Source organism: Natrinema caseinilyticum, from assembly GCF_024227435.1.
In the GTDB taxonomy this organism is placed as follows: Archaea; Halobacteriota; Halobacteria; order Halobacteriales; family Natrialbaceae; genus Natrinema; species Natrinema caseinilyticum.
The window spans coordinates 1,994,688-2,019,798 of the sequence record NZ_CP100445.1; the positions used below are offsets into that span (position 1 = coordinate 1,994,688).

A 25,111-nucleotide genomic window follows, 5' to 3' on the forward strand; every position below is an offset into this window, starting at 1 on the left:
CACTATGAGCCAGGCAGAAGAAATCGAATCCGTCGACGAAGACGGTGTAATCGAAAGCGTGAGCGGTCCCGTCGTGACCGCCACGGACCTCGACGCCCGGATGAACGACGTCGTCTACGTCGGCGACGAAGGACTGATGGGCGAGGTCATCGAGATCGAAGGGAACCTGACCACGATTCAGGTCTACGAGGAAACCTCCGGCGTCGGCCCGGGCGAACCCGTCCAGAACACGGGCGAGCCGCTGAGCGTCGACCTCGGACCCGGGATGCTGGACTCCATCTACGACGGCGTGCAGCGACCGCTCGACGTCTTAGAAGAGAAGATGGGGACGGCATTCCTCGACCGCGGGGTCGACGCCCCCGGGATCGACCTCGAGAAGCAGTGGGAGTTCTCCCCCGAGGTCGAGGAGGGCGACACCGTCGAACCCGGCGACGTCGTCGGGACGGTCGAAGAGACGATCACCATCGACCACAAGGTCATGGTGCCGCCGGACTACGAGGGCGGCGAGGTGGCCAGCGTCGAGAGCGGCGAGTTCACCGTCGAAGAAACCGTCGTCGAACTCTCGAACGGCGAGGAAATCCAGATGCACCAGGAGTGGCCAGTCCGCGAAGCCCGGCCCGCCGGTGAGAAGGAGACGCCGACCGAGCCCCTGGTGACCGGCCAGCGGATTCAGGACGGTCTGTTCCCGCTCGCGAAAGGCGGGACGGCGGCGATTCCCGGTCCGTTCGGGTCGGGCAAGACCGTCACCCAGCAGCAACTCGCCAAGTGGTCCGACGCGGACATCGTCGTCTACATCGGCTGTGGCGAGCGCGGCAACGAGATGACCGAGGTCATCGAGGACTTCCCGGAACTGCCCGACCCGCAGACCGGCAACCCGCTGATGGCCCGAACGTGTCTCATCGCCAATACGTCGAACATGCCGGTCGCCGCTCGCGAGTCCTGTATTTACACGGGAATCACGATCGCAGAGTACTACCGCGACATGGGCTACGACGTCGCGCTGATGGCCGACTCCACCTCGCGGTGGGCCGAGGCCATGCGGGAGATCTCGAGCCGACTCGAGGAGATGCCCGGCGAGGAGGGCTACCCCGCGTATCTGGCGGCCGCGCTCTCCGAGTTCTACGAGCGCGCCGGCAAGTTCCAGCTGATCAACGGCGGCGAGGGCTCAATCTCGGTCGTCGGCGCCGTGTCGCCGCCCGGCGGCGACTTCTCGGAACCCGTCACGCAGAACACGCTGCGCATCGTCAAGACGTTCTGGGCGCTGGACGCCGACCTCGCGGAACGTCGGCACTTCCCGGCGATCAACTGGAACGAGTCCTACTCGCTGTACAAGGACCAGCTCGATCCCTGGTGGGAGGAAAACGTCGAGAGCGACTGGCCCGAAGTTCGCCAGTGGGCCGTCGACGTGCTCGACGAGGAGGACGAACTGCAAGAGATCGTGCAACTCGTCGGCAAGGACGCCCTGCCGGAAGACCAGCAGCTCACGCTCGAGGTCGCGCGGTACCTGCGTGAGGCCTGGCTCCAGCAGAACGCGCTCCACGACGTCGACACCTACTGTGAGCCCGAGAAGACCTACCGGATGCTCCAGGCCATCCAGACGTTCAACGACGAGGCGTTCGAAGCGCTCGAGGCCGGAGTGCCGGTCGAGGAGATTCAGGACGTCGACGCCGCACCGCGGCTCAACCGGATGGGCACCGCCGAAGAGTGGGACGAGTTCATCGACGAGATCGAAAGCGACCTCGAAACGCAACTGCGCGCACTGTACTAACAATGAAAGAGTACCAGACTATCACGGAAATCAGCGGTCCGCTGGTGTTCGCCGAGGTCGACGAGCCCGTTGGCTACGACGAAATCGTCGAGATCGAGACGCCACAGGGCGACACCCTGCGCGGACAGGTACTGGAATCGAGCGAGGGGATCGTCTCGATCCAGGTGTTCGAGGGCACGGGCGGGATCGACCGCAACGCCTCCGTTCGCTTCCTGGGCGAGACGATGAAGATGCCCGTCACCGAGGATCTGCTCGGACGGGTCCTGGACGGGTCCGGGAACCCGATCGACGGCGGCCCGGAGATCGTCCCCGACGAGCGCCGCGACATCGTCGGCGAAGCGATCAACCCCTTCTCGCGCGAATACCCCGAGGAGTTCATCCAGACCGGCGTCTCCGCCATCGACGGCATGAACACGCTGGTCCGGGGCCAGAAGCTGCCGATCTTCTCCGGATCGGGACTGCCCCACAACGAACTCGCACTCCAGATCGCCCGTCAGGCGACGGTGCCGGAAGAAGAGGAAGGCGAGGGCGAAGGCTCCGAGTTCGCGGTCATCTTCGGCGCGATGGGAATCACCGCCGAAGAGGCAAACGAGTTCATGGACGACTTCGAGCGCACCGGCGCGCTCGAGCGCTCGGTCGTCTTCATGAACCTCGCGGACGACCCCGCGGTCGAACGGCAGGTCACGCCGCGACTCGCGTTGACGACCGCCGAGTACCTGGCCTTCGAGGAGGGCTACCACGTCCTGGTCATTCTGACGGACATGACCAACTACTGTGAGGCGCTGCGCGAGATCGGTGCCGCACGCGAGGAGGTTCCGGGACGTCGTGGCTACCCCGGGTACATGTACACCGACCTGGCGCAGCTCTACGAGCGCGCGGGTCGAATCGAGGGCAAGGAGGGGTCGGTCACGCAGATTCCGATCCTGACGATGCCCGGCGACGACGACACCCACCCGATTCCGGACCTGACCGGCTACATCACCGAGGGTCAGATCATGATGGATCGGGACCTGAACAGTCAGGGGATCGAACCGCCGATCAACGTCCTGCCCAGCCTCTCGCGGCTGATGGACGACGGGATCGGCGAGGGCCTGACCCGCGAAGACCACGGCGACGTCTCCGACCAGATGTACGCCGCCTACGCGGAGGGTGAGGACCTGCGCGACCTCGTGAACATCGTCGGCCGCGAGGCGCTGTCCGAACGCGACAACAAGTTCCTCGACTTCGCCGACCGCTTCGAAGCGGAGTTCGTCCAGCAGGGCTACGACACCAACCGCTCGATCGAGCAGACGCTCGAGGTCGGCTGGGACCTGCTGTCTGCGCTCCCGAAAACGGAGCTCAACCGGATCGACGAGGACCTCATCGAAGAGCACTACCGCGAAGACGAGACGGAATCCGTCGAAGTCGAAGCCGAGTAATCACACGACTCGAGGGATCCGAGATTTTCCTTCTGTTCGTTCGAAGTGCTCCGACGAACTCGTCGTTCATGCCTTACACCAACTCACCGTCGCTGACCGCCCGGTGGACTGTCAGCTCGTGCCGGGTTCTTCGACTAGATGCGCATCCACTACGGCGACGACGAGGCGGTCGTCGCCACCACAGGCGAACGGCTCACGCACACCCGGTGTACTCTTGCGCACATTTAACTAAATCAGATGTTCCTGCAACAAAATGCTTATAACCAATGGTGAGGATGTGTGAATATGGTTGAGAGGATACAGATTGGCATTACGATTGCATTCATCATTATCGCGATTGCATTATTTTTCTGGGGTCAATCTACAGAGATCAATAGCAAAGCATTATATGCTCTGCTAATCGGTGTCGGGGTTATCATTCCAACAATTATTACGTCAATCTTGTCTGATTGATCAAACTGTGGTCCTTGGTCTCTCGGTACCTTATCTCTCTACTCGTTCTTTCAGACCGTACCGTTGACGCTGTGGATTCGACAGTCGGTCCTGTAAGGAAGACCGACACTCGTTGTGAATACATCGTGCATCATGTGGATGTACATCGATCACAGTCGGTGACCGATCGAATACCGCCGTCGCGCTTGCTGTATCGAAAATAAAACTTGCCAATTTCCATCGCCTTTGAAACACTGTTTGTTTGACCGACCCGGACTGGAAACGAAAATAGGGAACGATTCGAGTAGTGCGGTTCCAAAACCCGCTTCGAACCACGAAACAGTGGTCACCAATATGGTATCCAAGATTAGCCCATTTAACGTGTGCAGCGACAGGGGCCAGCGGAAGCAATAGTAACGGCCCGTACCAATAGTGGAAACCTGTCGTGACTGTTGCGGCTATAGCGACTACGAAAACGATGCCGATAGAAATCGTGTATTGCATAGCGTACCTCGTTCAAGCACGCTTTGGGGGGCGTTCGAACGCTGGGTCTTCAAATTCGAATAGACCGTGTGCAAAACGCCACACCCGTGACCCGTGAGCGAGGGGAATAATTAATTCGCGACCGTGACGCTCAGCATTGTCGGTTCCCCCGGCACCAGCAGTTTCTACTGATAGCTTCGCCATTCCAAGGAACCTAACGGGGACAGACTCCGAAATTCGGAGTGTTTGTATTTTTTCGTATGGAACCGTTCCGCTTCGGGTGCTTATCATCCCGCGTCTATAGACGAGTGAATCGTTCAGTCGTCCGAGAGCGTGGCCGTAATATTGTAAGCCGGTGAGAACGGCGCTACATGCCCAGAGCCCGATGAAAGCAAGCGGTCCCCAGACGGGAGTCAGTGCGAAGACACCTTCAGGATTGATTGCATCGAGAGCAAGTTGATCCGGCCCGCCGAGGGGTTGTGCGAGTTGAAGAAGTTCCGGTCCGAATAAATCATTGATAGCCGGGAGACTTATTGTGGCAAGTAAGACCGTCCCCTGGTAAAAATGACGTCAGGCAGAGGATAAGAAACTCTGATCGATTGAGTGAAAATAGATGTGTTGGTGACTGACTTGCCCCGTCACTCTCGGTGGCTTCGTCTCGAATAGTCTGCTGTAGTCGTTCCGCCTCTCCGATGGAGATACATCCGAGGACGACTTCTGACGTGGTCTCGCCCGCCGTCTCAATCATGACAGTTGCAACTCCGAGAAGACGGGATACCGCTCCCCGTTGAACGTGAATATTCTGCACGCGCGTATACGGTATTTCTCGTGTCGTTCTGGCGAGAACACCGGAATTGATGACGAGAGAGTGGCTCCGATCTTCGTATTTGAAACAGAGGTACCGAGCGATTCCGTATATCGGGCCGATGAAGACGAGAACGAACGATAAATCAAGCAAAACTGCAACCCGCTCCATTGGAAACAGAATAGTCAAAAGACCAGTTACAAAGATGGGTGCCCCGAGTCCAAGTAACATGCCTTTGGAAAATAATTGAACGGCGCTAAATATGTGCAACCGTTTCGCGGTATGGCGATCGCTTTGTTCAGGAATCATTCAAACATTACACTATTTACTCATGTTAGATTTGGCCTCAAATAAATGCGTTAGTGTTATATTTCAGCAGAGATTTACTTCCTCTTCACACACACTATCAGCGAGCGATCCAGTGCAGCCGTACGTTGATGCAAATGCGCAGGTTACGTTCACGATGGTGAGGCACCCGACACCTCCTATGCCGCCACTAATAATACCGAAGAAACCGCAGGCGAACCCACCTGCTGCACCACAAACGTTTTGACAGATGAGAGGAACTGCCCACTTGCACTCGTCACGAGGACCATTACCAACTCCTTGGATAGTCACCTGGCCCGAACCTCTCCGATTTTCCACTGATTCCATCGTTTCTCGGATTTCTTTCTCAGGAGTAACGACCCTCTTCGTAAGATCGGATTCAGTGGACTGTGTTGAAAGCCTGTCGGAGGATGAACCATCATCTACTGCATCGTACACCGCAAGACGATGCTCAGCATCGATGCTGGAATTCTCACTTTCATCTCTTCGTAGTGACATCCTCGCCCGCCGTTAACAGCGGGATTCTCTCGGTGCTTAAAGATCGTGTGACGGTTCACAGAATTGTAACGCGGATGCCTCGGGATCGTCCGTAAATTGGATATTTCAGTGAGCGGGCGAGACCGAAGCTCTTGCTGTCATCGAGAATCTTCGATTTTCGAACGACTTGACTCCGAGTCTGTTGACATACAATAGTAGTTGTTGAAACGATTCACTCACCGTTAGCAATGAAGCGGCCAGCAACGACTCGCCCGCCGCGAATGCGCGAGCAGGGTGTGCACTGACTTCAACGACTCCTGTAACTCTGCTCACTCCAAAACATTCCCTTCCGTGATCGTTCTCCACGTGTGACAGATGAAAACTATCGTATGTACTGCCCGCAAAGAATGGCATGCATGCACAAACCACTACTCGTACCGGAGTTCTTAGACCGGGCGCGGACCCACTACGGCGACGACGAGGCGGTCGTCGCCACCACGGGAGAACGATTCACGTACGACGAACTCGGCGAGCGCGCCGACCGGTTCTCGGCGGCGCTCGAGCAACGCGGCATCGAAAAAGGCGACCGAGTCGCTGTCCTCGACCCGAACACGCACTACCACCTCGAGGCGGCCTACGGGATCATGCAACTGGGCGCGATTCACACGCCGCTGAACTATCGCTTGACACCGAACGATTTCGAGTACATCCTCTCGGACGCGGGCGTCGACGCGATTTACGCGGATCACGAGTACGCCGACCGGATCGAGGAGATTCGCGACGAGGTGCCGACGGAGACGTTCATCACGAACGACTCGAGCGCCCTGGAGGGTGACTGGGAACGTTTCGACGAGGTTCTCGAGGACGCGGGAACGGAGTACGACCGGCCGGCGATGAGCGAGGACGAAATCATCACGATCAACTACACCTCGGGGACGACGGGCGATCCGAAGGGCGTCTGTCGCACCCACCGCTGCGAGACGATCCACGCCTACCTGCTGGTCGCCCACCAGGAGTTGACCGACGACGACGTCTACCTGTGGACGTTGCCGATGTTCCACGCGAACGGCTGGGGCCACATCTTCGCGGTGACCGGAATCGGCGCGAAACACGTCTGCACGCGCGGCGTGGATGCCGGGGACATCTTCGAAGCGGTGCGGTCGGAGGACGTCTCGTACATGTGCGGTGCCCCGACGGTGCTGAACATGTTGGTCGAATATTACGAAACGAACGAACCCGAGACGACCGGCGACGCGGACGTTCGACTGGCGACCGCCGGCAGCGCGCCGCCGGAAGCCACGATCAGAACCGTCGAAGACGAGTTCGGCTGGTACCTGAAACACGTCTACGGCGCGACCGAAACGGGGCCGCTGATCACGACCTCCGACGCGCGGCGACGGTTCGACGACGACAGCGACGACCGGTTTCGGATCAAGAAACGGCAGGGGCTGTCCTTCCTCGGCACCGAGATCCGGGTCGTCGACGAGGACGGAACCGACGTCCCGCGTGACGACGAGACCCTCGGCGAAGTCGTCGTCCGAGGCAACCAGATCATGGAGAAATACTGGGAGAAGCCCGACGCGACCGAGGAGGCCTTTACCGACCGCGTCGAGGGCTACTACCACACGGGCGACCTCGCGACGATCGACGAGAACGGCTTGATCGCCATTCAGGACCGCAAGAAAGACATCATCATCTCGGGCGGCGAGAACATCTCGAGCATCGAACTCGAGGACGCGCTGTTCGACCACCCGGACGTGGCGGACGTCGCGGTGATTCCGGCCCCGAGCGACGAGTGGGGCGAGACGCCGAAAGCGTTCGTCGTCCCCGGGTCCGGCGACCCCGACGATCCGGGGGTGACCGAGGGCGACCTCGAGGCGTTCACGCGCGAAAAGTTAGCGGGCTACAAGGTCGTCCACAGGATCGAGTTCGTCGAGGAACTGCCGACGACCGCGACGGGGAAGGTCCAGAAGTACGAACTCCGAAAGGAGGAGTGGGAGGACGAAGAGCGAATGGTCGGCCAGGGATAACGCACGCAAAACACCCTGTTGCACCCGCGTTCGAGTGGAGACGAGAGGCGAACGGTTCCGAAGGATTCGACCGTCCCATCCAAGTACCGCCGAATGGTGGTCGGTTCTGGCAGGATCCGGACCACACTGTTTCGTTGGAGAATCCGGAGACGGATCGGTCGAGGCGGGAAGCGATGGCCGGAACCCATTCGATACTGCGATCTCGTACGCTCGATCGGTTCTCCGTGACGGTTACGGAGGCCCCGTTCGATCAGAAATGATAGCATATGCCAAGAGTGAAATGTACTACCTGGAACCAGATAGTGAGGGTTGTTGCTAGTGACTGGATGAAGTAATAACAACGGACCCAAACTATGAATTCAAGAACCACGGATACTGATTCGGAGGTACTAGCGAGATATCTATCGCGAATCGGAACCGGCACGCAACTGCTCGCCCTGTTCACGACCTCCGGGGGTATTGTAGCCGCTGACGGCGTTTATCCGGTCGTCTCAGCGTCGTATACGACGATACTCGCCGCAGGTGCGCTCATCTTCGCCGCCAGTTCGTATTTTGAAGTGAAGGCCCTCGAGGCCCGTCTCGACGCTCGAGAGTCGAGGTCTTGCCCTAAATAACCGCTGGGAACGGCATCCGGTCTCCGTATAGTATCGATCGGACGGTAAGCAGAATATTGACGCGAAGGGAATGGCTGCGACGGCAACCGCCTTTATCCACGGAAGGTCGCGAACGTGTTGGATTTCAAACAATCAAATTAATCCCCGCTACAACAACGTGATCAATCCGACGACCGCCGCGACCGAATCCCAGGGACACGCGACGTAACCGATTCGGTTGCGACTCACTATCCCCGATCGGTCCGCTTGCGGACTCGAGTCAGCATCCACTGCGCTCGCTCGGAGTAGAGTCACACCGCCTTCACTCCCGGTATCGGACCGCAGGCGAGCCTGGTCGACGAAAACTGTAAACAGTTATCCGACTGCGGCCGCAATCCCCCCACAAGATGGCCAACGACGTCAAGCCCACCCGCAAGAACTTGATGGCGATCGAGGATCGCATCGAGCTCTCCGAGCGGGGACACGGCACGCTCGAGAAGAAACGCGACGGGCTGATCATGGAGTTCATGGACATCCTGGACAAGGCCCAGGACGTCCGCGGCAACCTCGCGGAGGACTACGAGTCGGCCCAGCAGAAGATCAACATGGCACGGGCGATGGAGGGCGACGTCGCCGTTCGCGGTGCCGCGGCGGCGCTGGAAGAACACCCGGAAATCACGACCGAATCGAAGAACATCATGGGCGTCGTCGTCCCGCAGATCGAATCCTCGCGGGTCACCAAGAGCCTCGATCAGCGCGGCTACGGGATCATGGGCACCTCCGCCCGCATCGACGAAGCCGCGGAAGCATACGAGGACTTACTCCAGAGCATCATCCTCGCCGCCGAGGTGGAGACGGCAATGAAGAAGATGCTCCGCGAGATCGAGACGACCAAACGGCGGGTCAACGCCCTCGAGTTCAAACTCCTCCCGGAACTGTACGAGAACCAGGAGTACATCGAACAGAAGCTCGAAGAACAGGAGCGCGAGGAGACGTTCCGCCTGAAGAAGATCAAGGAGAAGAAGGAAGCCGAAGAGCGTGAAGAACGGGAATCCGCGCCAGAAACGGAGCCCGAAGACGAAGACGAGACGGAACTGGAACAAGCGGCTGCAGACGACGACTGATCCGGTCGATCACGACCGCCGACCATCGACGATCACCGAATCGTTCACACCCGAGTCCGATCATGGCCTGTTCCGAGTGCGGCGCGTCGAGTATTCTCCTTTCGGTTCCCGACGAGTACCGCGAGTACGCGCCGTCGGAGGCCCCAACGGTAACCTTCTGTCCGCGCTGTCTGAGCCTCGAGCCGGCCCCGCGTTCGGACTCGACCGCGACTGGAGACGATGCGCCGGACGTGTTCCCGGGCGAGGACGGGGCCGCGGCCGAAAATCCCGACTTTACGCGGGTCAGCGACGCGTTTCCGAGGCGACCCGAGCGTGCGGTTCCGCTGGCGCTCGCGATCGGCCTGTGTTCGTCGCTGGCGACGAATCGGACCGCAATCGAGTTGCTCCTCAGAGAGGTCGAGCGCCTCGGAGCGGACCCGTTGCTCGTTCTCGATCGCCTCGGCGACGATCCTTCGGTCGAACCGGCAATCGACCTCGAACGTCGCCGACACCAACTCGAGCAGTTGCTCTACTGACTCGAATCGCGCACTCGCGAACCCGATAAGAAATCGCGGGGGGTTATTTTCCGGTCGGCCGGACGTTGTCGCTGACGGCCTGTTTCACCTGTAGCGCGGCACTCGCGGCGAGCCCCCGGGCGACTTCGTCGCGTTCGTCGGCGGTGATGACCTCCTCCGTGGCCGCGTCCTCCAGGTCAGGCGTGAAGCCGGCGCTGACCGGGTGGCCGACCGGGGGACGGACCGCAACGGTGACCTGTGGGCCAGTCAGGCTCGTCGAGACGTCGGAATCGACGATGTACTCGTTCGGGAGAAACTCGCGCGTTCGGGCGGCGATCCGCGAGACGTCACGGTGAAGCAGTCGTTTCTGCGCCCTCGAGAGGTCAGGAACGTCCGCCGCGGCACGCTGTCCAGCCCCAGTCTCGCCCGGCAGACCTGCGTACGGCGTATTTCCGTTCATGAGAAGTGTGTGCCAGTAGCAACGGGCCGCCGGGTGAAAAGGGTTCGCCTTCGGACAATCTAGAGAATCGGCTCGCTGTCGCCGTAAACTGCCAGGACGACTGCCGTCGTGTATCGACCCGAATCGGCCTGCTGACTCTCGACGGCGACCTGCGGGTCCGCGAAGCGCCACTCGCGAAGTTCCTGGCCCGCGGACAGACCCTCTCGAACTCGTCGTTCGACGTCAGCGCGGTCCATCTCGCCGGCGGTCTCGTAGAACAATCCCGGCCCGTCGTCGACGGACTGGGACCAGGCGAGCGCGGCGCTCACCCGTCCCGGCCCGGCGGTGGTCGCTCGCGCTTCGACGACCGTCAGTCGTTCACCGGCGGGACCGAGGTCCGGTGCGGTCCCGACGGCCTCGACGGAGACACCGGCTGGGATCACGGAGGAGACGGAGACGAGGTTGTAGTTCTCGACGCCGGCTTCGGCGAGCGCGGCGTCGTAGGAGGCCATCGCCGTGGGGCCCGACGCGGCCCCCCAGACGACGCGAATCGTGCTCATACTGGCATTCGGGGGCGGGCGGCGTAAGGCGTTGCGATCCGCGCTCGTGTCGGAATATCGCAACGGTGATCGCTGAACGGCCAGGATCGGAACCCGAAGACGTGTCGGGAGGTCGTCGAGTGGTAGAAAACGAGTCCACACAGCGGGAACGAACGGCTGCTATTGATAGAAGTATCCCGCCGACGAAATCACGTCGCTCGAGTCGTCGTTTTCGATCTTCTCCAAGGCCTCGGCGAAATCGGTATGCGTGACCGTCTCGCGGTCGTTGCGGATGGCGAACATGCCGGCTTCGGTGGCGAGGCTCTCGATGTCCGCGCCGGAGTAGCCGTCGGTATCGTCCGCGAGGTCGGCAAAGTCGACGTCCCCGGAGACGCTCATTCCGCGGGTGTGGATCTCCAGAATCTGTTCGCGGCCGTCGCGGTCGGGTTCGGGGACTTCGATGAGGCGGTCGAACCGGCCGGGACGGAGGATCGCGCGGTCGAGCATGTCGAAGCGGTTCGTCGCGGCGATGATGCGAATCTCGCCGCGGGCCTCGAAGCCGTCCATCTCGGAGAGCAGTTGCATCATCGTCCGCTGGACCTCGGCATCACCGGAGGTCTTCGACTCGGTTCGGCGAGTGGCGATGGCGTCGATCTCGTCGATGAAGATGATGGCGGGTTCGCGTTCGCGGGCCATTTCGAAGAGGTCGCGGACCAGGCGGGACCCCTCGCCGATGAATTTGCGGACGAGTTCGGAGCCGGCCATCTTGATGAACGTCGCGTCCGTCTCGTTGGCGACGGCCTTCGCGAGCATCGTCTTGCCCGTTCCCGGCGGGCCGTAGAGCAAAACGCCGCTCGGCGGATCGATCCCGACTTCGTCGAACAGTTCGGGCTCGGCGAGCGGTTGCTCGACGGCCTCGCGGACTTCCCTGACCTGCTCGTCGATGCCGCCGATGTCCGCGTACGTCACTTCCGGCTTCTCGGTGATCTCCATCGACTGCGCGCGCGCGTCGGTCTCCGCGTTCAGTATCGTCTGGATAGCGAAGGAATCGTTGACGGCGACGCGGTCGCCGGGTTCGACGCGGTCGACCATCCGGGCGGAAACCTCGGTGAGGACCTCCTGGTTGTTGCCGTGTTGTTTGACGATGACCTCGTCATCGTCGAGGACGTCTTCGACGGTGGCGATGTACAGCGACGAACTCTTCAGCGTCTCGTTTTCGCGTTCGACACGATCGACGTTCTCCCGAAGGCGCTTCCGGCGGTCCTCTGCGTCGTCGAGCTGAGCGGTCAGCTGTTCGTTGACGTCGACGAGGTCCTCGTAGTGCCCGCGAAGCGCCTCGAGCCGCTCGTCGTCGGGAAGGTCGGGGTCGATATCGCGGTGAGGTCGGTCGGGAATAGACGGGCTTCGAGACATCCTGATATACGCCGATAAGATATCGACAGTAAATGTGCCTTTGGGTCCCGGCGCAAATTCCGTCATGTGGTATCAACCCACTCCCGGACGGTGCAAGGCGACAGCCGTGGGGAACTCGTCCAACGTATCCGCATCGAAGCGGTGGTCGGGACCGCCTCGTCGGATCGCGGATCTGTCCGACGAAAATCGGAGAACCGGTGGACTGTGGCCGCCCGGTCAGTCGAGCAACGACTCGAATTCGTCGAGACGATCGCCGTAGGTTTCGAGCGCGCGGTCGATCGGCTCCGAGGAACTCATATCGACGCCGGCGATCCGAAGGAGTTCGAGCGGGTACTCCCTGGACCCCCGCTGGAGGAAGTCGAGGTAGTCGTCCGCGGCCGGTCGGCCGCGCTCGAGAACGTCGTCGACGATCGCCAGTGCCGCGGAAATACCGGTCGCGTACTGGTAGACGTAAAACGCCCGGTAAAAGTGAGGGATCCGCATCCACTCGCGGGAGATACGGTCGTCGACGACGGCGGGTTCGTAATACTCCTCTTTGAGGCCGCGGTACACGTCGTCCAATCGGTCGGCGGTCAGCGGTTCGCCGTCCTCTTCGAGTCGGTGGGTTTCGTGTTCGAACTCGGCGAAGAGCGTCTGTCGGTACAGCGTCGAACGGACGCGCTCCAAGAATTCGTTGAGGACGTGTTTTCGGAACTCTGGATCGTCGACGGTTTCGAGCAAGTGGTTCGTGAGCAGGGCCTCGTTGACCGTGCTTGCGACCTCCGCGACGAATATTTCGTAGCTCGAGTAGATGAACGGCTGTTCTTCCTTGGTGAGTTCGGAGTGCATCGAGTGGCCGAGTTCGTGGGCCAGCGTGTACATCGAGGCGATGTCGTGTTGATAATTGAGCAAGATGAACGGCTGGGTGTCGTACGTGCCGCCCGAGTAGGCGCCGGATTGCTTCCCCACGTTCTCGAAGACGTCGACCCACTGAGAGTCGAGCCCGTCGGCGACGCGAGACTGGTACTCGTCGCCCAACGGTGCGAGCGCGTCGACGACGTACTCGGTCGCCTGCTCGTACTCGAGGTCGGGACCTTCGTCCCCGGTCAATGGCATGTAGAGATCCCACATCCGAAGTTCGTCGACGTCTAACGCTCGTTGCTTCAGTGTTGCGTGGCGGTGAAGTTTCCCGAGATTGTCGTGGACCGTGTCGACGAGGGTGTCGTAGACCTCGACCGGGACGTTCGGGCCATCGAGGGCGGCTTCGCGAGCGGTATCGTAGTTTCGCGCTCGAGCGGTTTTCACGTCGGCTTTGACGCTGTTCTTGTAGGCGGAGGCGACGGTGTTGCGGACCGATTCCCACTCGTCGAAGTACGCTTCGTAAACGCGCTCGCGGAAGTCGCGGTCGGGCCGTTTGAGCAGGTTCGTGAAGTTGCTCTGAGTGATCTCGACGGCTTCGCCCTCGGAGTCCTCGGCGGTCGGGAACTCCATGTCGGCGTTCGAGAGCATGTTGTACACCTCACCCGTCGCACCCGTCACTTCGCTCAGGTCGGCGAGCAACGCCTCGACTTCCGCCGAGCGAGTGTGCGGTTTCATCCGGAGGACGTCGTCCACGTAGTGGTCGTACGTCTCGAGGGCGGGTTTCGCGTCGACCATCGAATCGAACTCCTCGCGGTCCAGTTCCTGTATTTCGGGATCGATGAAAGAGGCCGAAGACTGGGCTTCGGCCGCGAGCGACTGGGCGCGGGCGGTCAGCCCCTGATAGTGTTGGTCCGTCGTGTCCTCGTCACGACGCATCCGGGCGTAGGCGACGACCGTCGACACTTCGCGCATGATCTCGTCGCGCAACTCGAGGACGGCGAGGAGGGTCTCGGCGTCGTCGATGACCTGCCCCTCGTAGGCCTCGAGTTCGTCGACGCGCTCGGCGACGGACTCGTAGGCGGACTCCCAGTCGTCGTCCGTCGCGTAGATGCTCTCGAGGTTCCAGGTATACTCATCGTCTACCTCGGAGCGGTCAGGAACGGAACTCATAGAAGTTGGTTAGAAATGCATGAGGTAAAGCTTGCCGAACCTGACCGGCGACTGATAGCGAGCGGGTGCGCCACTCGGGCCGCAGGAAGCGATTTTTCGGGACCCGCGTGGCCGCGAACCTGAGAAGGGCACCGTCCATCGGGCTCGAGTATCAGCCTCCATACAAGTATGGCCTGCAGACGATCGGCAACCGGGATCGTCACGCGGAACGGCTCGTTCGAAGGTGGGCCGCGACCGCGCCTTACGAAAGTGAGGGCCGCCGTGTCCAGTTTCACGCGCAGGTGGGTGTCTCGCCGTCCCCGCGTCGCCATCGCCGCCTCACTGACGTTGCATTCCGCTTTCGCGGCCCTCCCCGCCGTGTTGCCGCCGTCGGCTTTCCTGGTCGCGTTTCCGTCATCGAGTCGTCGGTCCGTGCCGTCCTCGAGTTGCGTCGACGGGTCCAAGTACGGAATCGATGGGGTCTACTCGAGCGGTTCGTCGCACCGTCTGCCGTCGCCACACCGTATCGCGCCCGCCTCACCGCATGCCGTCCGCGACCTGCCCGGCCACGCGCGCGCCGGTTCGCCGGTCGATCCGGCGGCGCTCGAACACGGCGCGAGCGCTGGCGGCTGCCGCGTCGTCGATTTCGAACTCGAGGTCCGGATAGACCACGTCGGTCAGCACGAGCGGCTCCGGCGGGGCGGGTTCGATCCCCTCGTGGCCGGGGATCGGCTCGGATGCGAAAACGCGGTCTATCTTCTCGAGTGGCTCCTCGCCGGTGGCGATATCGCGAGCCAGCGAGAGGAGCCGACGGACGAGTTCTCGGGCGAAGCCGGAGGCGCTGACGGTGACGACGAGGTAGTCGCCGTCGCGGCTCGCCGCCATCGACGGCGAGCGCTCGGTGTTGTGATCGTCCGGCGTCAGATTGTGGAAATCGTGGGACCCCGACAGCGCCTCGCAGGCGGTCCGGAATCGATCGTCCTCCAGCGGGGTCGGAACCGTTTCGGACCCCGACAGCGCGTCGGACGGCGCATCGACCGGCGCGTAGAGGTGATAGGTGTACTCCCGACGTATCGCGTGGTGGGTCGCGTGGAATTCGTCGGGTGCGTCGGCGGCCGCCCAGGCCCGAACGTCGGCGGGAAGTTCGGCGTTCAGCGCCCGCGGCGTGAGCCAGTCGGGGGACTCGAGTGCGATGGTCTGTGCGAGCGCGGAGACGCCCGCGTCGGTGCGCCCCGCCGCGGCATATCCGTCGGGCTTGTCCGCGCTCGAGTCCAGGACTTCGAGCGCACGGAGGGCGTCGAAGATGGCGTCCTCGACGGTGGAGACGTCGGGCTGGCGCTGATAGCCGTAGTAATCCGTGCCGTCGTAGGCGATCCGGAACGCGCGAAGTGTCATCGGATATCGGTTCTCGAGTTGATCCAGCGGAGCCAGCGAGTTATGCTACCCGTTTTGCTCCCCGACTGGGTCGACTCGAACCCGGTCGTCTCCGGATCGGAGCAGCGGACACGAGTCGACATGAGTCGACGATCGACCCTCGCGAACGCGGGCCTCTGAAAAAAGCGGACGGCATCGATCAATTCGCCCCTGGCGGGTCCGTCCGCCGGAACGATCCATAGCACTCTTCGGCGGCAAAGTCACTCGTCGGCCGGGTCCGCCTCGGGGGCGAGCGTAACTTTGCTTACGTTGACCTGTCGTTCCTGAAGTTTTTGGAACATTCGATCGTCCAGGTCGCGTATTCGTCCTTCGACGCGGACTCGGACCTCGTTTTCTTCCGGTACCGTCTGCGTTTCCCAGGCGATGCTGTCCCAGTCAGTGTGCATAGAACTGGTGACCCACCATCGGATGGACTCGCTCGAGACGGATAAATGCCATCTTTGATCAGGAACGATATGTGCGGTGAGTCACTGACAGGATCGCTCAGGTACAGCACGGCGATGCCCCGGAAGGCGTGGTGACGGTACGGCTCGAAGGGAGAGACCATCTCGAGTGGCATGATACAGCGCAGCCACTGTCGGGGTCGGGTTTCGTTCCCAGTGTACAGAGTTTTGCCAACTATCGGCGTCGACTCGAGCACGTCGTGGCGCAGTTTCCGGCTCCGAACACCTCTCCTCGGCGTTGTGTCAGAGAACCAGAATCTATTATACGCCCCATTGGTAACGTCAGAAAGGACAGATGCCCTCCATTCAGACGAACGGATTGACGAAGCGATTCGGTGACGACACGGTCGCAGTCGAGGGGCTGGACTTGACCGTCGAAACCGGCGAGATATTCGGGTTTCTCGGTCCCAACGGGGCGGGAAAGTCGACGACGATCAATATGCTGCTCGACTTCATCAGACCGACCGACGGGTCAGCACGGGTCCTCGGGATGGACGCGCAGACGGAAATCGCCGCGATCCGGGAGCGTATCGGCGTGCTACCGGAAGGATACGAGTTCGACGAGTACCTGACCGGACGAGAATACGTCGAGTGGACGATCGAGACCAGAGCGGCCGACGACGATCCGGAGGAGATACTCGAGACCGTCGGCATCCGGGGCGACGCAGACCGAACGGCCGCCAGCTATTCCACGGGAATGCAACAGCGCCTCGCCTTCGGGATGGCCCTGGTCGACGACCCCGAACTCCTCATTCTCGACGAACCATCGGCGGGTCTCGACCCCAACGGTATCCAGCGGATGCGTTCGATCATCCGCGATCGAGCTGACGACGGAACGACCGTGTTCTTTTCGAGTCACCTCCTCTCGGAGGTCGAGGCCGTCTGCGATCGAGTCGGCGTCATGAACGACGGCGAACTCGTCGCGATGGACACGCTCGAGGGGCTTCGGACGAAGGCGGGTGGCCGTTCGGGCATCGAACTCGAATGCGCGAACCGGCCGACGGCAGCCGACGTCGAGGCGTTAGACGGCGTCGCAGAGGTGATCGTCGATGGGACGACCCTAACCGCGTACTGCACCGATTCGTCCGTCAAAGCCGACGTGGTCAGGCTGGTCGACGATCGGGCCGACGTCCTCGACATCTCCGTCGACGAGACGTCGCTCGAGGAACTGTTCAACCGGTATACGAGCGGCGGACGCGACGGACGGAACGCGGACGAATCTGAGAGCGCGTCTCGAGAGGTCTCCGCATGAGCGTACTCGCCGTCACGAAGAAGGACTTCAAAGGAGCGCGACGGTCCAAGACGCTCTGGGCCGCCGCCGTCCTCCTCGGTCTGATCGCGGTCCTCCTCGGATTCACGGCTCGAGGCTACCGACTGAGTGCGACCGAGACCGTTCAGAACCAGTTCCGGATGTTGACGCAGCTGCTTTCGGTACTGCTGCCGCTCATCGCGCTGGCTGTGACGTACATGGCTATCGCCGGAGAACGCGAAGGCGGCGGGATCAAGTTCCTGCTGTCCACGCCGAACACCCGTCGGGACGTCTTCGTCGGAAAACTCCTGAGCCGACTCGGAATCGTCGCGGCGGGCGTCGTCTTCGTGTACATCGCTGCGGTCAGCATCTCGCTGACCAAACACGGTGTGTTCCCTGCTGGCGTTATTCTCGGGACGCTCTTGCTGACGATCGTCTACGGATCGGTGTTCGTGAGCATCGCCGTCGCGGTGTCGGCCGCGGCGGCGACGCGGAGCCGTGCGATCGGCAGTTCGCTGACGTCGTACTTCGTCCTCGTTATCCTCTACGTCTTCCCCTTGATCGGGGTCAAAAGCCTGGCTCGAGGAGTCCACACGGCCGTACTCGGGATGGACCCGAATCCCGATCTCTACAACGCGGTCCAGTACACGAGCCCGTTCCTGGCGTACCGGAAATCGATAAACCTCGTCGTACCCGACGGCCTAGAACAGCGGTTGTTCCGCGATAGCTTCGCGAACGCGGACCGAGGCGCAGCCACGGGAGCAGACACCGTCGGAGGTGCAGGCCCGGGAGCAGGACACGTCGATCCCGATCTACCGCTGTATCTGACCGACGAGTTCTCCCTGGTGATTCTCGCGTTCTGGCTCGTGGTTCCGCTGCTCGTCGGGTACTGGGCGTTCAATCGAGCTGATCTGGAATGAGTCCGATGGATCGACGCACCACGGTCGGGACGGCACTCGTCGCTCTCGCGGTCGTCCTGTTCACAGTGCCTGCGCTGGCCCCCGTCCAGGCGGTGCTCACGCACGACACGACGGCGATCACCTTCGACGGCCGAGACACACTCGAGGAACAGGGCGTGAGGATCGTCCCGTACGAGAACCTCTCCGATCGAGGGCAAGAGCTGTACGTCCAGACGCTCGAAAACGGAGGGACGTACCGCGTCTCGCCGGGAAAAGGAGCGCCCGAATTCGACTACAGGACCGGTGCGGAGCGGTCGCAAGCTCGAAGGGAGGATCCGGACACGAGGCCCGGTTACGTCGCGATCGAACGTCCCGAGAACGCCACCCTTCCGACGGCAGACGAGCCGTTCGATCGGGAGCGTCGCACACGAGAGGACGGGGCCGAAAAGCACCGCAAAACGGTGATGCGCTACGACATCATGAAGGTTTCGAGAGGACCACCCCCGCTCGGATCGACGCCACAGCTGGTCCGTCTCGGGGCCTCGCTGCTCGCGGTCGTCTCGTTCGGGATCGGCGGGTATCTCGTGTCCTCGAAGTGACGGTCGGAGAATTACTCGCGCGGAAATCGCCGAGAGTCGGGCCGCTCTCGGATGGCGCTCGCGTCCGATGCGGGCGTTCTCCAGCGGGACCCACACGGGAGGCGATGACTCCCTGTGTGTCGACCGAGCGGCGGTGCGACTCCGAAGCCGTCGTGTCGGATCGGTTTCCGCGTCAGCGGCGACCCGCTGTCGGAACGCTGATTCGACGTCGCCGCGAGAAGAGTTAACGTTCGGAAGTGGTGTCGAAACCGTTAGTTTCGGACTCGTCGATGTCGAACTCGTCGGTCTCGAGGGCCGACCCGTCGACGCCGACGCGCCCCTCCTGGACCTCGATCGTGACGCCGTCGTCTTCGGACGACGTGCCGAGCAGGTCGCCGGTCGCAGACTCGACTTCCTCGTTGACCGACCAGACGAACCGCAGGACTGACTCGAGTTCGGTGCCGGCTTCTCTGACGCCGCGTCTCGGTGAGAGGTCGCCCAGACTCCGTGCACCTTCCGGGTGAAGGTACTGGATCGGGTGATCGGTCGGCACCTCGCGGAGGTCCACGTCGAACGACCAGAGGTACGGGAGAAACTGGATGGCGTAGCCGTGGGGCTTCGGCGCTCGTCGACCGGCGGCAGTCAGTGCGACGGTCTTGGCCGTCGACTCGCCGTCCGTATCGAAATACACGCCCGGCACTCGTGGAATGGATACTCGCATACTCGTTGGAGGGGGCCTGGGACGGGTGAGTCCGCACCCGGCAGTGTCACCCCGCTTTTGTACCGGGCGGGCACGAAACCGACGGTCCCGCAAATCGCTCCCATTCGGGCGGTTTCTGGGCGTCTGAACGGTGAGACGTCGGTCCTCGTCCCCGCTCGGTGAGACGACGATTCTCGTCACCGCGCGAACGTCGACCGGTGTCCCACGCTCGAGCGACTCCGACATCGGTGGTACTCATCGAACGACTGCGGGATCGGCCGGCCGTGAGGATCCCTCGACGCGAGAAACGGGTCGAGAGACGAGCGGGCGAGAACGCGAGAGAGTCAGTAGCCCTCGAGGTCGTACAGGTCGCCGTACTTTTCGGTGACGTACTCGAGGAAGTAGTCCGCGGTGAGTTCCTCGTCGGTGGCTCGCTCGATCAAGTCTTGCGTGACGTAGCGTTTGCCGTGCTGGTGGACGTTCTCGCGGAGCCAGCCGTTGAGTTCGTCGAACTCGCCCTCGCGGATGTCGTCGTCGAACGAACCGCAGTTCTCCGCGGCGGTGGCGTACAGTTGGGCGGCGAGCACCGAGCCCAGCGAGTACGTCGAGAAGTAGCCGAAGTCACCGTGGGACCAGTGGATGTCCTGCAAGCAGCCCTCCGCGTCGGTCTCCGGGCGGACGCCGAGGTAGTCCTCGTACTTGTCGTTCCAGACGTCGGGAACGTCGGAGACCTCGAGGTCGCCCCTGATGAGGTCGCGTTCGATCTCGAAGCGGATCACGATGTGGAGGTGGTAGGTGAGTTCGTCCGCCTCGACGCGGATGAGATTGTCGTCGTAGACCTGGTTCGCGGCCTCGTAGGCTTCCTCGGGGGTGACGTCCTCGAGTTCCGGGAACCGCTCGCGGGCGATCGGCAGGAAGTGTTTCCAGAAGGGGCGTGAACGGCCGACGTGGTTCTCCCAGAGCCGGGACTGGGACTCGTGGACGGAGAGGTCGCGCGCCTCGCCGAGCGGCGTGCCGTACCCGTCGTCGGGGAGTCCGAGCGTGTAGTTCGCGTGACCGAATTCGTGGATCGTCGAGGTGATCGATCCCAGCAGGTCCGCCTCGTCGAACCGGGTCGTCACGCGCGCGTCGAACTGCGTCCCGGACGAGAACGGGTGCGGTGCGGTATCGAGACGGCCGCGATTCCAGTCGTATCCCAACGAATCGAGGACGTCCCGCGCGAGGGCCTCCTGATCGTCGTCGTCGAACTGGCCCGCGAACGCGTCGGTCGCGAGCTCCGCATCGCTGTCCTGGACTGCCTCGATCAGCGGGACGAGTTCCTCGCGCAGGCGCTCTAAGACCCGTTCCGCGGTTTCGAGGTCGATGTACGGCTCGTAGTCCGCAAAGAGCACGGCGTAGGGATCTGCGTCGGGGTCGATGTGATTCGCGTACTCCCGCTTGAGTTCGACCAGTTTCTCGAGCGTCGGCGCGAAGTGCTCGAAATCGTCCTCCGCCCGGGCCCGTTTCCACTCGGGATGGGCGTTCGACGCGGTCGCGGAGATTTCCTCGACCAGACGCTGGGGAACGCTCGTCTCGCGGTCGTACGTCCGGCGAACTTCGCGAACGACCGCGGCCTCGTCGTCCGTGATTTCGGCACTCGCGGTTTCACCGCTCGCCTCTCGAGACGACGATGTCGTCTCGCCACCCTCCAGTTCGTCGAGTAGCGACCCGGTTTCGTCGGCGGTCAGGAGTTCGTGACTGATCGACGAGAGCGTCGAGAGCTGCTGTGCGCGGGCCGGTGTTCCCTCCTCGGGCATTACGACTTCCTGATCCCACCGCAGGATTCCGGCGGCGTTGCCGACGTTCGAGATGCGCTTTACTCGTTCTTCGAACCGGTCGTAGGTGTCGGCATCGCTCGAATCACTTTGAGCCTGATCGGTGGCCATAGAAGACCCATGCACGGGGTGCGGTATCAACATCCTGGTTATCGGATCACGAACTGTCCGGGAGCGTGTCGCCGGCGGCGCGACTCAGCGAGGACGAAGTCGTCTCGAGGCGCGTCGGTGATTCGGCGGCCGTACAAAACGTGTTGGCTGTGCAAGGACTACCTTATTCCGGTATTCTGAGGTAAGTCGGATCGGTATGGTCGTTGCTTCGCCACTCGCATCAGTCGTCGTTTTCGTCGTGAGCCTCCTGATCGGCGCGCTCGGTATCTGGGCCGGTGCGCGAGTCATCGTCGGGAGAGGGGACTACGATCACGCGATCGTCACCGCCCTGATCGGAGCGATCGTCTGGGCGGTCGTCGGCTTTTTCGTCGGCTGGATACCCCTCGTCGGACCGCTGATCGTCCTGCTCGCCTATATCGCGGTGATCAACTGGCGGTATCCCGGCGACTGGACGGCCGCGGCCATGATCGGACTCGTGGCCTGGGTGACCGTGTTGATCGTCCTCTACGTCCTCGCCGCGCTCGGGCTCACCGGCTTCGGAGCGATCGGCGTCCCGGGAATTTGACGTCTCCCCGCTCCCCGATCCACCGCGGAACCCGCTCTCGTCACCGCGACCGCGGCCACGCGTCCGCGATTCGCCGGTAGGTCTCGCGGCACCGCTCGAGAACGGCGATCGAGACGCTCTCGTCGTCCGTGTGGGCTTCTCCGGGTTCCGAGGGGCCGTAAACGACGCACTCGGTGCCGGCCTGTGAGAGCCACCCCGCGTCGGTTGCATGGGGTTTCGTCACCGCTTCGGGGTGTTCGTCCTGGGCACCGGCGGCGGCCTCGAGAACCGCGTCGGCGAACGCGTCGTCCGCACACTGCATCGGCGGCCAGTCCTGGTCGACCGTCCACTCGATCTCGTCGAGCGCCTCGACGCGCTCGAGGGCGGCGCGTTCGCCCGGAACCGTCCGTTCGTCGACGGTGAACTCACAGCGCGCGGGAACGACGTTCATCGCCGTGCCGCCGTCGATTTCCGTGACGGTGAGGCTCCCCTCGAGGGTCTCGCCCGCCACGTCGACCGATGGACGTTTCAGGTCGCGAACGCGATCGACGGCGTCGGTCGCGCGGTAGATGGCGTTCTCGCCCGCGCCGGCTTCGCTCGCGTGGGCTGCGGTCCCCCGAGCGACGATCGTACTTCCGCGACGACCTTTGTGGGCGATCGCGACGTCGGTCACGTCCGGCCCGGAGTAGTTCGTCGATCCCTCGCCGACGACGGCGTAGTCCGGTTCGAACCCGCGCTCGGTCGCGTGGCGCGCGCCGACGCCGCCGACCTCCTCGCCGACGAAACTGGCGAAGACGAGTTCCCCGGCCGGATCGGCGTCGCGGAAGGCGAGCATCGCTGCCGCGAGCGCACCTTTCATGTCCGCCGTCCCGCGGCCGTAGAGCCGCCCGTCGCGTCGCTCCACCGCGTACTCGTCGCCGTCGGTCCCACGCTGTGAATCCGCCGGTTCGACGACGTCGTGGTGGCCCACGAGCGCCAGCGTCTCCTCGCCCGTCCCCGTCCGCGCGATCACGTTACCGGCGTCGTCTCGCCGAACGTCCGCCTCGGTCTCGCGGCGCAGCCACTCCTCGATGAAATCGCCGGCTTCGGTTTCGTCCTCGTGGCTTGGAATCGAAACGAGCGTGCGCGTCAGATCGACGAGGGTCATACCTGGCGACTCGACGGCTGTCGTGTTCAGTCCACCGAAAACGAACCCCGAACCGGCGACTGACGATCGGTGCGGCCGCCGCTGGCCGTCTCCTCGTCTGCGGCCCGCCGCGTTGCGGTCCGCCCCACCGATCGCACCCGTGTCCGCCCGACACCGCCTCAGTCGATCCGTTCGTACACCGGCGGTTCCGTCCCCGTTCCGTCGTCGGTGAGTCGCGCGACCGTGTCGCGAACCTCCCGGAGGCTGGCCGTCTGCTGCTGGCTCGCCGCGGCCGCCGACTCCGCGGCGCTCGCCACCTGCTCGGCCGAGTCCGAGAGGTCCTCGAGCGTCTCGGCCGTTACCTCGACGCCTCGAGCCTGTTGATCCGCTGCGGCCGCGACGTCCTCCATTCCGCCCGCCGTCTCGGTCGCCGAGTCGTGAATCTCGTCGAGCGAGTCGACCGTCTCCCGAACGCGGTCCGTTCCGGCGTCCACGCGGGCGACCGTCTCCCCGGTCGTCTCGACGGTGGCCGCGGCGTCCTCGCGGACGGCTTCGACGGCGTCCTCGATCTCCGCGAGGTCGGCTTTCGTCCGCTGGGCGAACGATCGCACCTCACTCGCGATCACGCCCATCGTCCGGCTACTGGCTGCGTCCGATCGGGAGGATTCGATCTTCGCGTTCGCAGCCAGTAGCGTCGTCCGCTCGGCGAGGTCGTCGAGTCGGTCGACGACCTCGTCGATCTCGTCGGTCCGGTCCGCGAGATCCGCGGCGGCGTCTGCGGCGCGGTCGGTCGCCGCTTCGATCGCCTCGAGTTCGGCCAGTGCGCCGTCGGCCGCCTCGACTCCCGCCGCGGCGAGACGCTCGGTCCGGTCGCTCTCCTCGCGGACCTCGCCGGCGACGCTCGCGACCTCTTCGACGGCGGCGCTCACCTCGGTCAGTTCGGTCGCGGCCCGCGTCGCGCCGGCCGCCTGCGACTCGGTGTGATCGCTGATCGCTTCGGCTCGTCGAGCGACGACCTCGCTCGAGTCGTGGAGGTCTGCGATCGGCCGTCGGACGTCTCGCTCGACTTCGCGTGCGAGTCGCTCGCGGCGTTCGATCGAATCCTCGAGCCGACGGGCGTAGGAGTCGACGTACGTGTCCGTCGCGACCTGCAGGTCGAGGTTGATGATTCGCAGCAGCGAGAGGACGTCCATCATGCCGTCGTCGATCGCCTCCCTGACGGTCGCTTCGAACGATTCCTCGAGTCCGTCGTCGGCCTCGGCGTCGCCGCGGAATCCGAGCGCGCCGGCCAGGCGCTCGAGGCCGCCGTCGTCACCGTCCGCATCGCGCTCGTCGGCCCACTCCTCGATGGCGTCGACGACCTGCCGTTGTACTCGTTCGTTCAGCCGCGACAGAATGAGGTCGTAGTAGACGCCGTACTGCCCGACGTACTGCTTCAGGGGCATATCGAGTAGCTCGTGGAGCTTGCCGATTCGAGCCCGATTCTCGAAGAAGTCGCGGTCGTACCGGCCGGTCGAGAGCGAGACGAGGTACGCTTGCTGGGTCCGTTTGAGCGCGTCGATTCCCTTGGGCGATCGATCGACGATCTCCCTGGTTTGATCGTACTGTAACACGTTCTCGTAGAAATCGTCGGCGATCTCCTCGCGGTTGGCTCGAAAGAGCGGTTCGAGGTCAGAGAGACGCCGTTCGTCGACCTCGTCGAAGCCGATAAACGCCTTCCGCCAGGCGATTTCGCTGTCGTCGAGTCCGATGCGGTCGACGAGTTCGTCGACGTCGAAGGAGTCGTTTAGCCCCCCGTGACCAAACGTCCGTGCCGGTTGCATGCAAAACCGTGATCGGGCGGTCGTTTAAGCTCTCGCGAGAGTTTTCATCCGGCAGGAAC

General features: G+C 62.7%; 24 protein-coding genes. 10 read left to right on the plus strand and 14 right to left on the minus strand.

Features of this window, described 5'->3' with window-relative positions; all coding sequences use genetic code 11:
• Positions 1–4: 4 nt before the first annotated feature.
• The 3 genes from NJT13_RS09785 (at position 5) to NJT13_RS09795 (ending at position 3,639) form a co-directional block, all read left to right on the plus strand.
• Positions 5–1,768, plus strand: a complete 1,764-nt coding sequence (locus tag NJT13_RS09785) for an ATP synthase subunit A (RefSeq protein WP_254521388.1) — start codon at positions 5–7, stop codon at positions 1,766–1,768.
• Positions 1,769–1,770: 2 nt separating this feature from the next.
• Positions 1,771–3,186 carry an ATP synthase subunit B gene (locus tag NJT13_RS09790; protein WP_254521389.1) on the plus strand — a complete coding sequence of 472 codons (1,416 nt, stop codon included), beginning with the start codon at positions 1,771–1,773 and terminating at the stop codon, positions 3,184–3,186.
• Positions 3,187–3,471: 285 nt separating this feature from the next.
• Entirely contained in the window at positions 3,472–3,639 is a 168-nt protein-coding gene (locus NJT13_RS09795; RefSeq protein ID WP_254521390.1) for a DUF7987 family protein, read from the plus strand.
• Between the two features lie 30 nt (positions 3,640–3,669).
• On the opposite strand, the gene NJT13_RS23470 is transcribed toward NJT13_RS09795, so the two are convergent.
• The 4 genes from NJT13_RS23470 to NJT13_RS23480 all read right to left on the minus strand — a co-directional run bounded on the left by NJT13_RS23470 (position 3,670) and on the right by NJT13_RS23480 (position 5,731).
• Positions 3,670–4,122, minus strand: a complete 453-nt coding sequence (locus tag NJT13_RS23470) for a PH domain-containing protein (RefSeq protein ID WP_425499746.1) — start codon at positions 4,120–4,122, stop codon at positions 3,670–3,672.
• 12 nt (positions 4,123–4,134) lie between these two features.
• On the minus strand, positions 4,135–4,635 hold the full coding sequence (locus NJT13_RS23475) for a PH domain-containing protein (protein WP_425499809.1): 501 nt from the start codon (positions 4,633–4,635) through the stop codon (positions 4,135–4,137).
• Complete coding sequence (locus NJT13_RS09800) at positions 4,613–5,215, minus strand: PH domain-containing protein (protein ID WP_254521391.1); 603 nt, start codon at positions 5,213–5,215, stop codon at positions 4,613–4,615. Before NJT13_RS09800 ends, NJT13_RS23475 begins: the two co-directional genes overlap by 23 nt.
• A 63-nt stretch (positions 5,216–5,278) precedes the next feature.
• On the minus strand, positions 5,279–5,731 hold the full coding sequence (locus NJT13_RS23480) for a halocin C8-like domain-containing protein (RefSeq protein WP_425499747.1): 453 nt from the start codon (positions 5,729–5,731) through the stop codon (positions 5,279–5,281).
• Between the two features lie 395 nt (positions 5,732–6,126).
• On the opposite strand from NJT13_RS23480, the gene NJT13_RS09805 reads away from it, so the two are divergent.
• From NJT13_RS09805 to NJT13_RS09815, 3 genes are all read left to right on the plus strand, one after another.
• On the plus strand, positions 6,127–7,740 hold the full coding sequence (locus NJT13_RS09805; RefSeq protein WP_254521392.1) for a long-chain-fatty-acid--CoA ligase: 1,614 nt from the start codon (positions 6,127–6,129) through the stop codon (positions 7,738–7,740).
• Between the two features lie 1,000 nt (positions 7,741–8,740).
• Positions 8,741–9,457, plus strand: coding sequence for a V-type ATP synthase subunit D (locus NJT13_RS09810; protein ID WP_254521393.1), 717 nt, complete (start codon positions 8,741–8,743; stop codon positions 9,455–9,457).
• Positions 9,458–9,519: 62 nt separating this feature from the next.
• Positions 9,520–9,972: a DUF6276 family protein gene (locus tag NJT13_RS09815; protein WP_254521394.1), complete on the plus strand. Its 453-nt coding sequence runs from the start codon at positions 9,520–9,522 to the stop codon at positions 9,970–9,972.
• 43 nt (positions 9,973–10,015) lie between these two features.
• Here NJT13_RS09815 and NJT13_RS09820 read toward each other — a convergent pair whose 3' ends face one another.
• The 6 genes from NJT13_RS09820 to NJT13_RS09845 form a co-directional block, all read right to left on the minus strand.
• Entirely contained in the window at positions 10,016–10,411 is a 396-nt protein-coding gene (locus NJT13_RS09820; protein WP_254521395.1) for a DUF5811 family protein, read from the minus strand.
• Positions 10,412–10,470: 59 nt separating this feature from the next.
• Complete coding sequence (locus NJT13_RS09825) at positions 10,471–10,950, minus strand: pyruvoyl-dependent arginine decarboxylase (RefSeq protein ID WP_254521396.1); 480 nt, start codon at positions 10,948–10,950, stop codon at positions 10,471–10,473.
• 159 nt (positions 10,951–11,109) lie between these two features.
• Entirely contained in the window at positions 11,110–12,342 is a 1,233-nt protein-coding gene (gene pan2 / locus NJT13_RS09830) for a proteasome-activating nucleotidase Pan2 (protein WP_254521397.1), read from the minus strand.
• Positions 12,343–12,558: 216 nt separating this feature from the next.
• On the minus strand, positions 12,559–14,352 hold the full coding sequence (gene pepF / locus NJT13_RS09835) for an oligoendopeptidase F (RefSeq protein WP_254521398.1): 1,794 nt from the start codon (positions 14,350–14,352) through the stop codon (positions 12,559–12,561).
• 516 nt (positions 14,353–14,868) lie between these two features.
• Positions 14,869–15,726, minus strand: a complete 858-nt coding sequence (truA, locus tag NJT13_RS09840) for a tRNA pseudouridine(38-40) synthase TruA (protein WP_254521399.1) — start codon at positions 15,724–15,726, stop codon at positions 14,869–14,871.
• A 239-nt stretch (positions 15,727–15,965) separates the two neighbouring features.
• Positions 15,966–16,151, minus strand: a complete 186-nt coding sequence (locus NJT13_RS09845; RefSeq protein WP_254521400.1) for a hypothetical protein — start codon at positions 16,149–16,151, stop codon at positions 15,966–15,968.
• Positions 16,152–16,503: 352 nt separating this feature from the next.
• Here NJT13_RS09845 and NJT13_RS09850 point away from each other — a divergent pair, with 352 nt between their 5' ends.
• Genes NJT13_RS09850 through NJT13_RS09860 form a run of 3 tightly spaced genes read left to right on the plus strand, consistent with a single transcriptional unit; the run spans position 16,504 to position 18,955 of the window.
• The gene (locus NJT13_RS09850) at positions 16,504–17,460 is read left to right on the plus strand and encodes an ABC transporter ATP-binding protein (protein WP_254521401.1); all 957 of its coding nucleotides are present in this window, start codon (positions 16,504–16,506) and stop codon (positions 17,458–17,460) included.
• On the plus strand, positions 17,457–18,377 hold the full coding sequence (locus tag NJT13_RS09855; protein ID WP_254521402.1) for an ABC transporter permease: 921 nt from the start codon (positions 17,457–17,459) through the stop codon (positions 18,375–18,377). The genes NJT13_RS09850 and NJT13_RS09855 overlap by 4 nt, the downstream gene beginning before the upstream one ends.
• 5 nt (positions 18,378–18,382) lie before the next feature.
• Positions 18,383–18,955 carry a hypothetical protein gene (locus NJT13_RS09860; protein WP_254521403.1) on the plus strand — a complete coding sequence of 191 codons (573 nt, stop codon included), beginning with the start codon at positions 18,383–18,385 and terminating at the stop codon, positions 18,953–18,955.
• Between the two features lie 223 nt (positions 18,956–19,178).
• On the opposite strand, the gene NJT13_RS09865 is transcribed toward NJT13_RS09860, so the two are convergent.
• A complete protein-coding gene (locus NJT13_RS09865; RefSeq protein WP_254521404.1) occupies positions 19,179–19,655 on the minus strand; it encodes a hypothetical protein in 477 nt (158 codons plus the stop codon).
• 323 nt (positions 19,656–19,978) lie between these two features.
• Positions 19,979–21,559: a carboxypeptidase M32 gene (locus tag NJT13_RS09870; protein ID WP_254521405.1), complete on the minus strand. Its 1,581-nt coding sequence runs from the start codon at positions 21,557–21,559 to the stop codon at positions 19,979–19,981.
• Between the two features lie 196 nt (positions 21,560–21,755).
• On the opposite strand from NJT13_RS09870, the gene NJT13_RS09875 reads away from it, so the two are divergent.
• Positions 21,756–22,124, plus strand: coding sequence for a hypothetical protein (locus tag NJT13_RS09875; protein WP_254521406.1), 369 nt, complete (start codon positions 21,756–21,758; stop codon positions 22,122–22,124).
• 40 nt (positions 22,125–22,164) lie between these two features.
• Here NJT13_RS09875 and NJT13_RS09880 read toward each other — a convergent pair whose 3' ends face one another.
• The gene (locus tag NJT13_RS09880) at positions 22,165–23,250 is read right to left on the minus strand and encodes a M20 family metallopeptidase (RefSeq protein ID WP_254521407.1); all 1,086 of its coding nucleotides are present in this window, start codon (positions 23,248–23,250) and stop codon (positions 22,165–22,167) included.
• Positions 23,251–23,408: 158 nt separating this feature from the next.
• Positions 23,409–25,052, minus strand: a complete 1,644-nt coding sequence (locus NJT13_RS09885; protein ID WP_254521408.1) for a globin-coupled sensor protein — start codon at positions 25,050–25,052, stop codon at positions 23,409–23,411.
• Positions 25,053–25,111 lie beyond the last annotated feature (59 nt).

Excerpts from the sequence above, each read along its gene's own strand:
- NJT13_RS09785 (WP_254521388.1), top strand. The coding sequence starts at position 5 with ATGAGCCAGGCAGAAGAAATCGAATCCGTCGACGAAGACGGTGTAATC.
- NJT13_RS09790 (WP_254521389.1), top strand. The coding sequence starts at position 1,771 with ATGAAAGAGTACCAGACTATCACGGAAATCAGCGGTCCGCTGGTGTTC.
- NJT13_RS09795 (WP_254521390.1), top strand. The coding sequence starts at position 3,472 with ATGGTTGAGAGGATACAGATTGGCATTACGATTGCATTCATCATTATC.
- NJT13_RS23470 (WP_425499746.1), bottom strand. The coding sequence starts at position 4,122 with ATGCAATACACGATTTCTATCGGCATCGTTTTCGTAGTCGCTATAGCC.
- NJT13_RS09800 (WP_254521391.1), bottom strand. The coding sequence starts at position 5,215 with ATGATTCCTGAACAAAGCGATCGCCATACCGCGAAACGGTTGCACATA.
- NJT13_RS23480 (WP_425499747.1), bottom strand. The coding sequence starts at position 5,731 with ATGTCACTACGAAGAGATGAAAGTGAGAATTCCAGCATCGATGCTGAG.
- NJT13_RS09805 (WP_254521392.1), top strand. The coding sequence starts at position 6,127 with ATGCACAAACCACTACTCGTACCGGAGTTCTTAGACCGGGCGCGGACC.
- NJT13_RS09810 (WP_254521393.1), top strand. The coding sequence starts at position 8,741 with ATGGCCAACGACGTCAAGCCCACCCGCAAGAACTTGATGGCGATCGAG.
- NJT13_RS09815 (WP_254521394.1), top strand. The coding sequence starts at position 9,520 with ATGGCCTGTTCCGAGTGCGGCGCGTCGAGTATTCTCCTTTCGGTTCCC.
- NJT13_RS09820 (WP_254521395.1), bottom strand. The coding sequence starts at position 10,411 with ATGAACGGAAATACGCCGTACGCAGGTCTGCCGGGCGAGACTGGGGCT.
- NJT13_RS09825 (WP_254521396.1), bottom strand. The coding sequence starts at position 10,950 with ATGAGCACGATTCGCGTCGTCTGGGGGGCCGCGTCGGGCCCCACGGCG.
- pan2 (WP_254521397.1), bottom strand. The coding sequence starts at position 12,342 with ATGTCTCGAAGCCCGTCTATTCCCGACCGACCTCACCGCGATATCGAC.
- pepF (WP_254521398.1), bottom strand. The coding sequence starts at position 14,352 with ATGAGTTCCGTTCCTGACCGCTCCGAGGTAGACGATGAGTATACCTGG.
- truA (WP_254521399.1), bottom strand. The coding sequence starts at position 15,726 with ATGACACTTCGCGCGTTCCGGATCGCCTACGACGGCACGGATTACTAC.
- NJT13_RS09845 (WP_254521400.1), bottom strand. The coding sequence starts at position 16,151 with ATGCACACTGACTGGGACAGCATCGCCTGGGAAACGCAGACGGTACCG.
- NJT13_RS09850 (WP_254521401.1), top strand. The coding sequence starts at position 16,504 with ATGCCCTCCATTCAGACGAACGGATTGACGAAGCGATTCGGTGACGAC.
- NJT13_RS09855 (WP_254521402.1), top strand. The coding sequence starts at position 17,457 with ATGAGCGTACTCGCCGTCACGAAGAAGGACTTCAAAGGAGCGCGACGG.
- NJT13_RS09860 (WP_254521403.1), top strand. The coding sequence starts at position 18,383 with ATGGATCGACGCACCACGGTCGGGACGGCACTCGTCGCTCTCGCGGTC.
- NJT13_RS09865 (WP_254521404.1), bottom strand. The coding sequence starts at position 19,655 with ATGCGAGTATCCATTCCACGAGTGCCGGGCGTGTATTTCGATACGGAC.
- NJT13_RS09870 (WP_254521405.1), bottom strand. The coding sequence starts at position 21,559 with ATGGCCACCGATCAGGCTCAAAGTGATTCGAGCGATGCCGACACCTAC.
- NJT13_RS09875 (WP_254521406.1), top strand. The coding sequence starts at position 21,756 with ATGGTCGTTGCTTCGCCACTCGCATCAGTCGTCGTTTTCGTCGTGAGC.
- NJT13_RS09880 (WP_254521407.1), bottom strand. The coding sequence starts at position 23,250 with ATGACCCTCGTCGATCTGACGCGCACGCTCGTTTCGATTCCAAGCCAC.
- NJT13_RS09885 (WP_254521408.1), bottom strand. The coding sequence starts at position 25,052 with ATGCAACCGGCACGGACGTTTGGTCACGGGGGGCTAAACGACTCCTTC.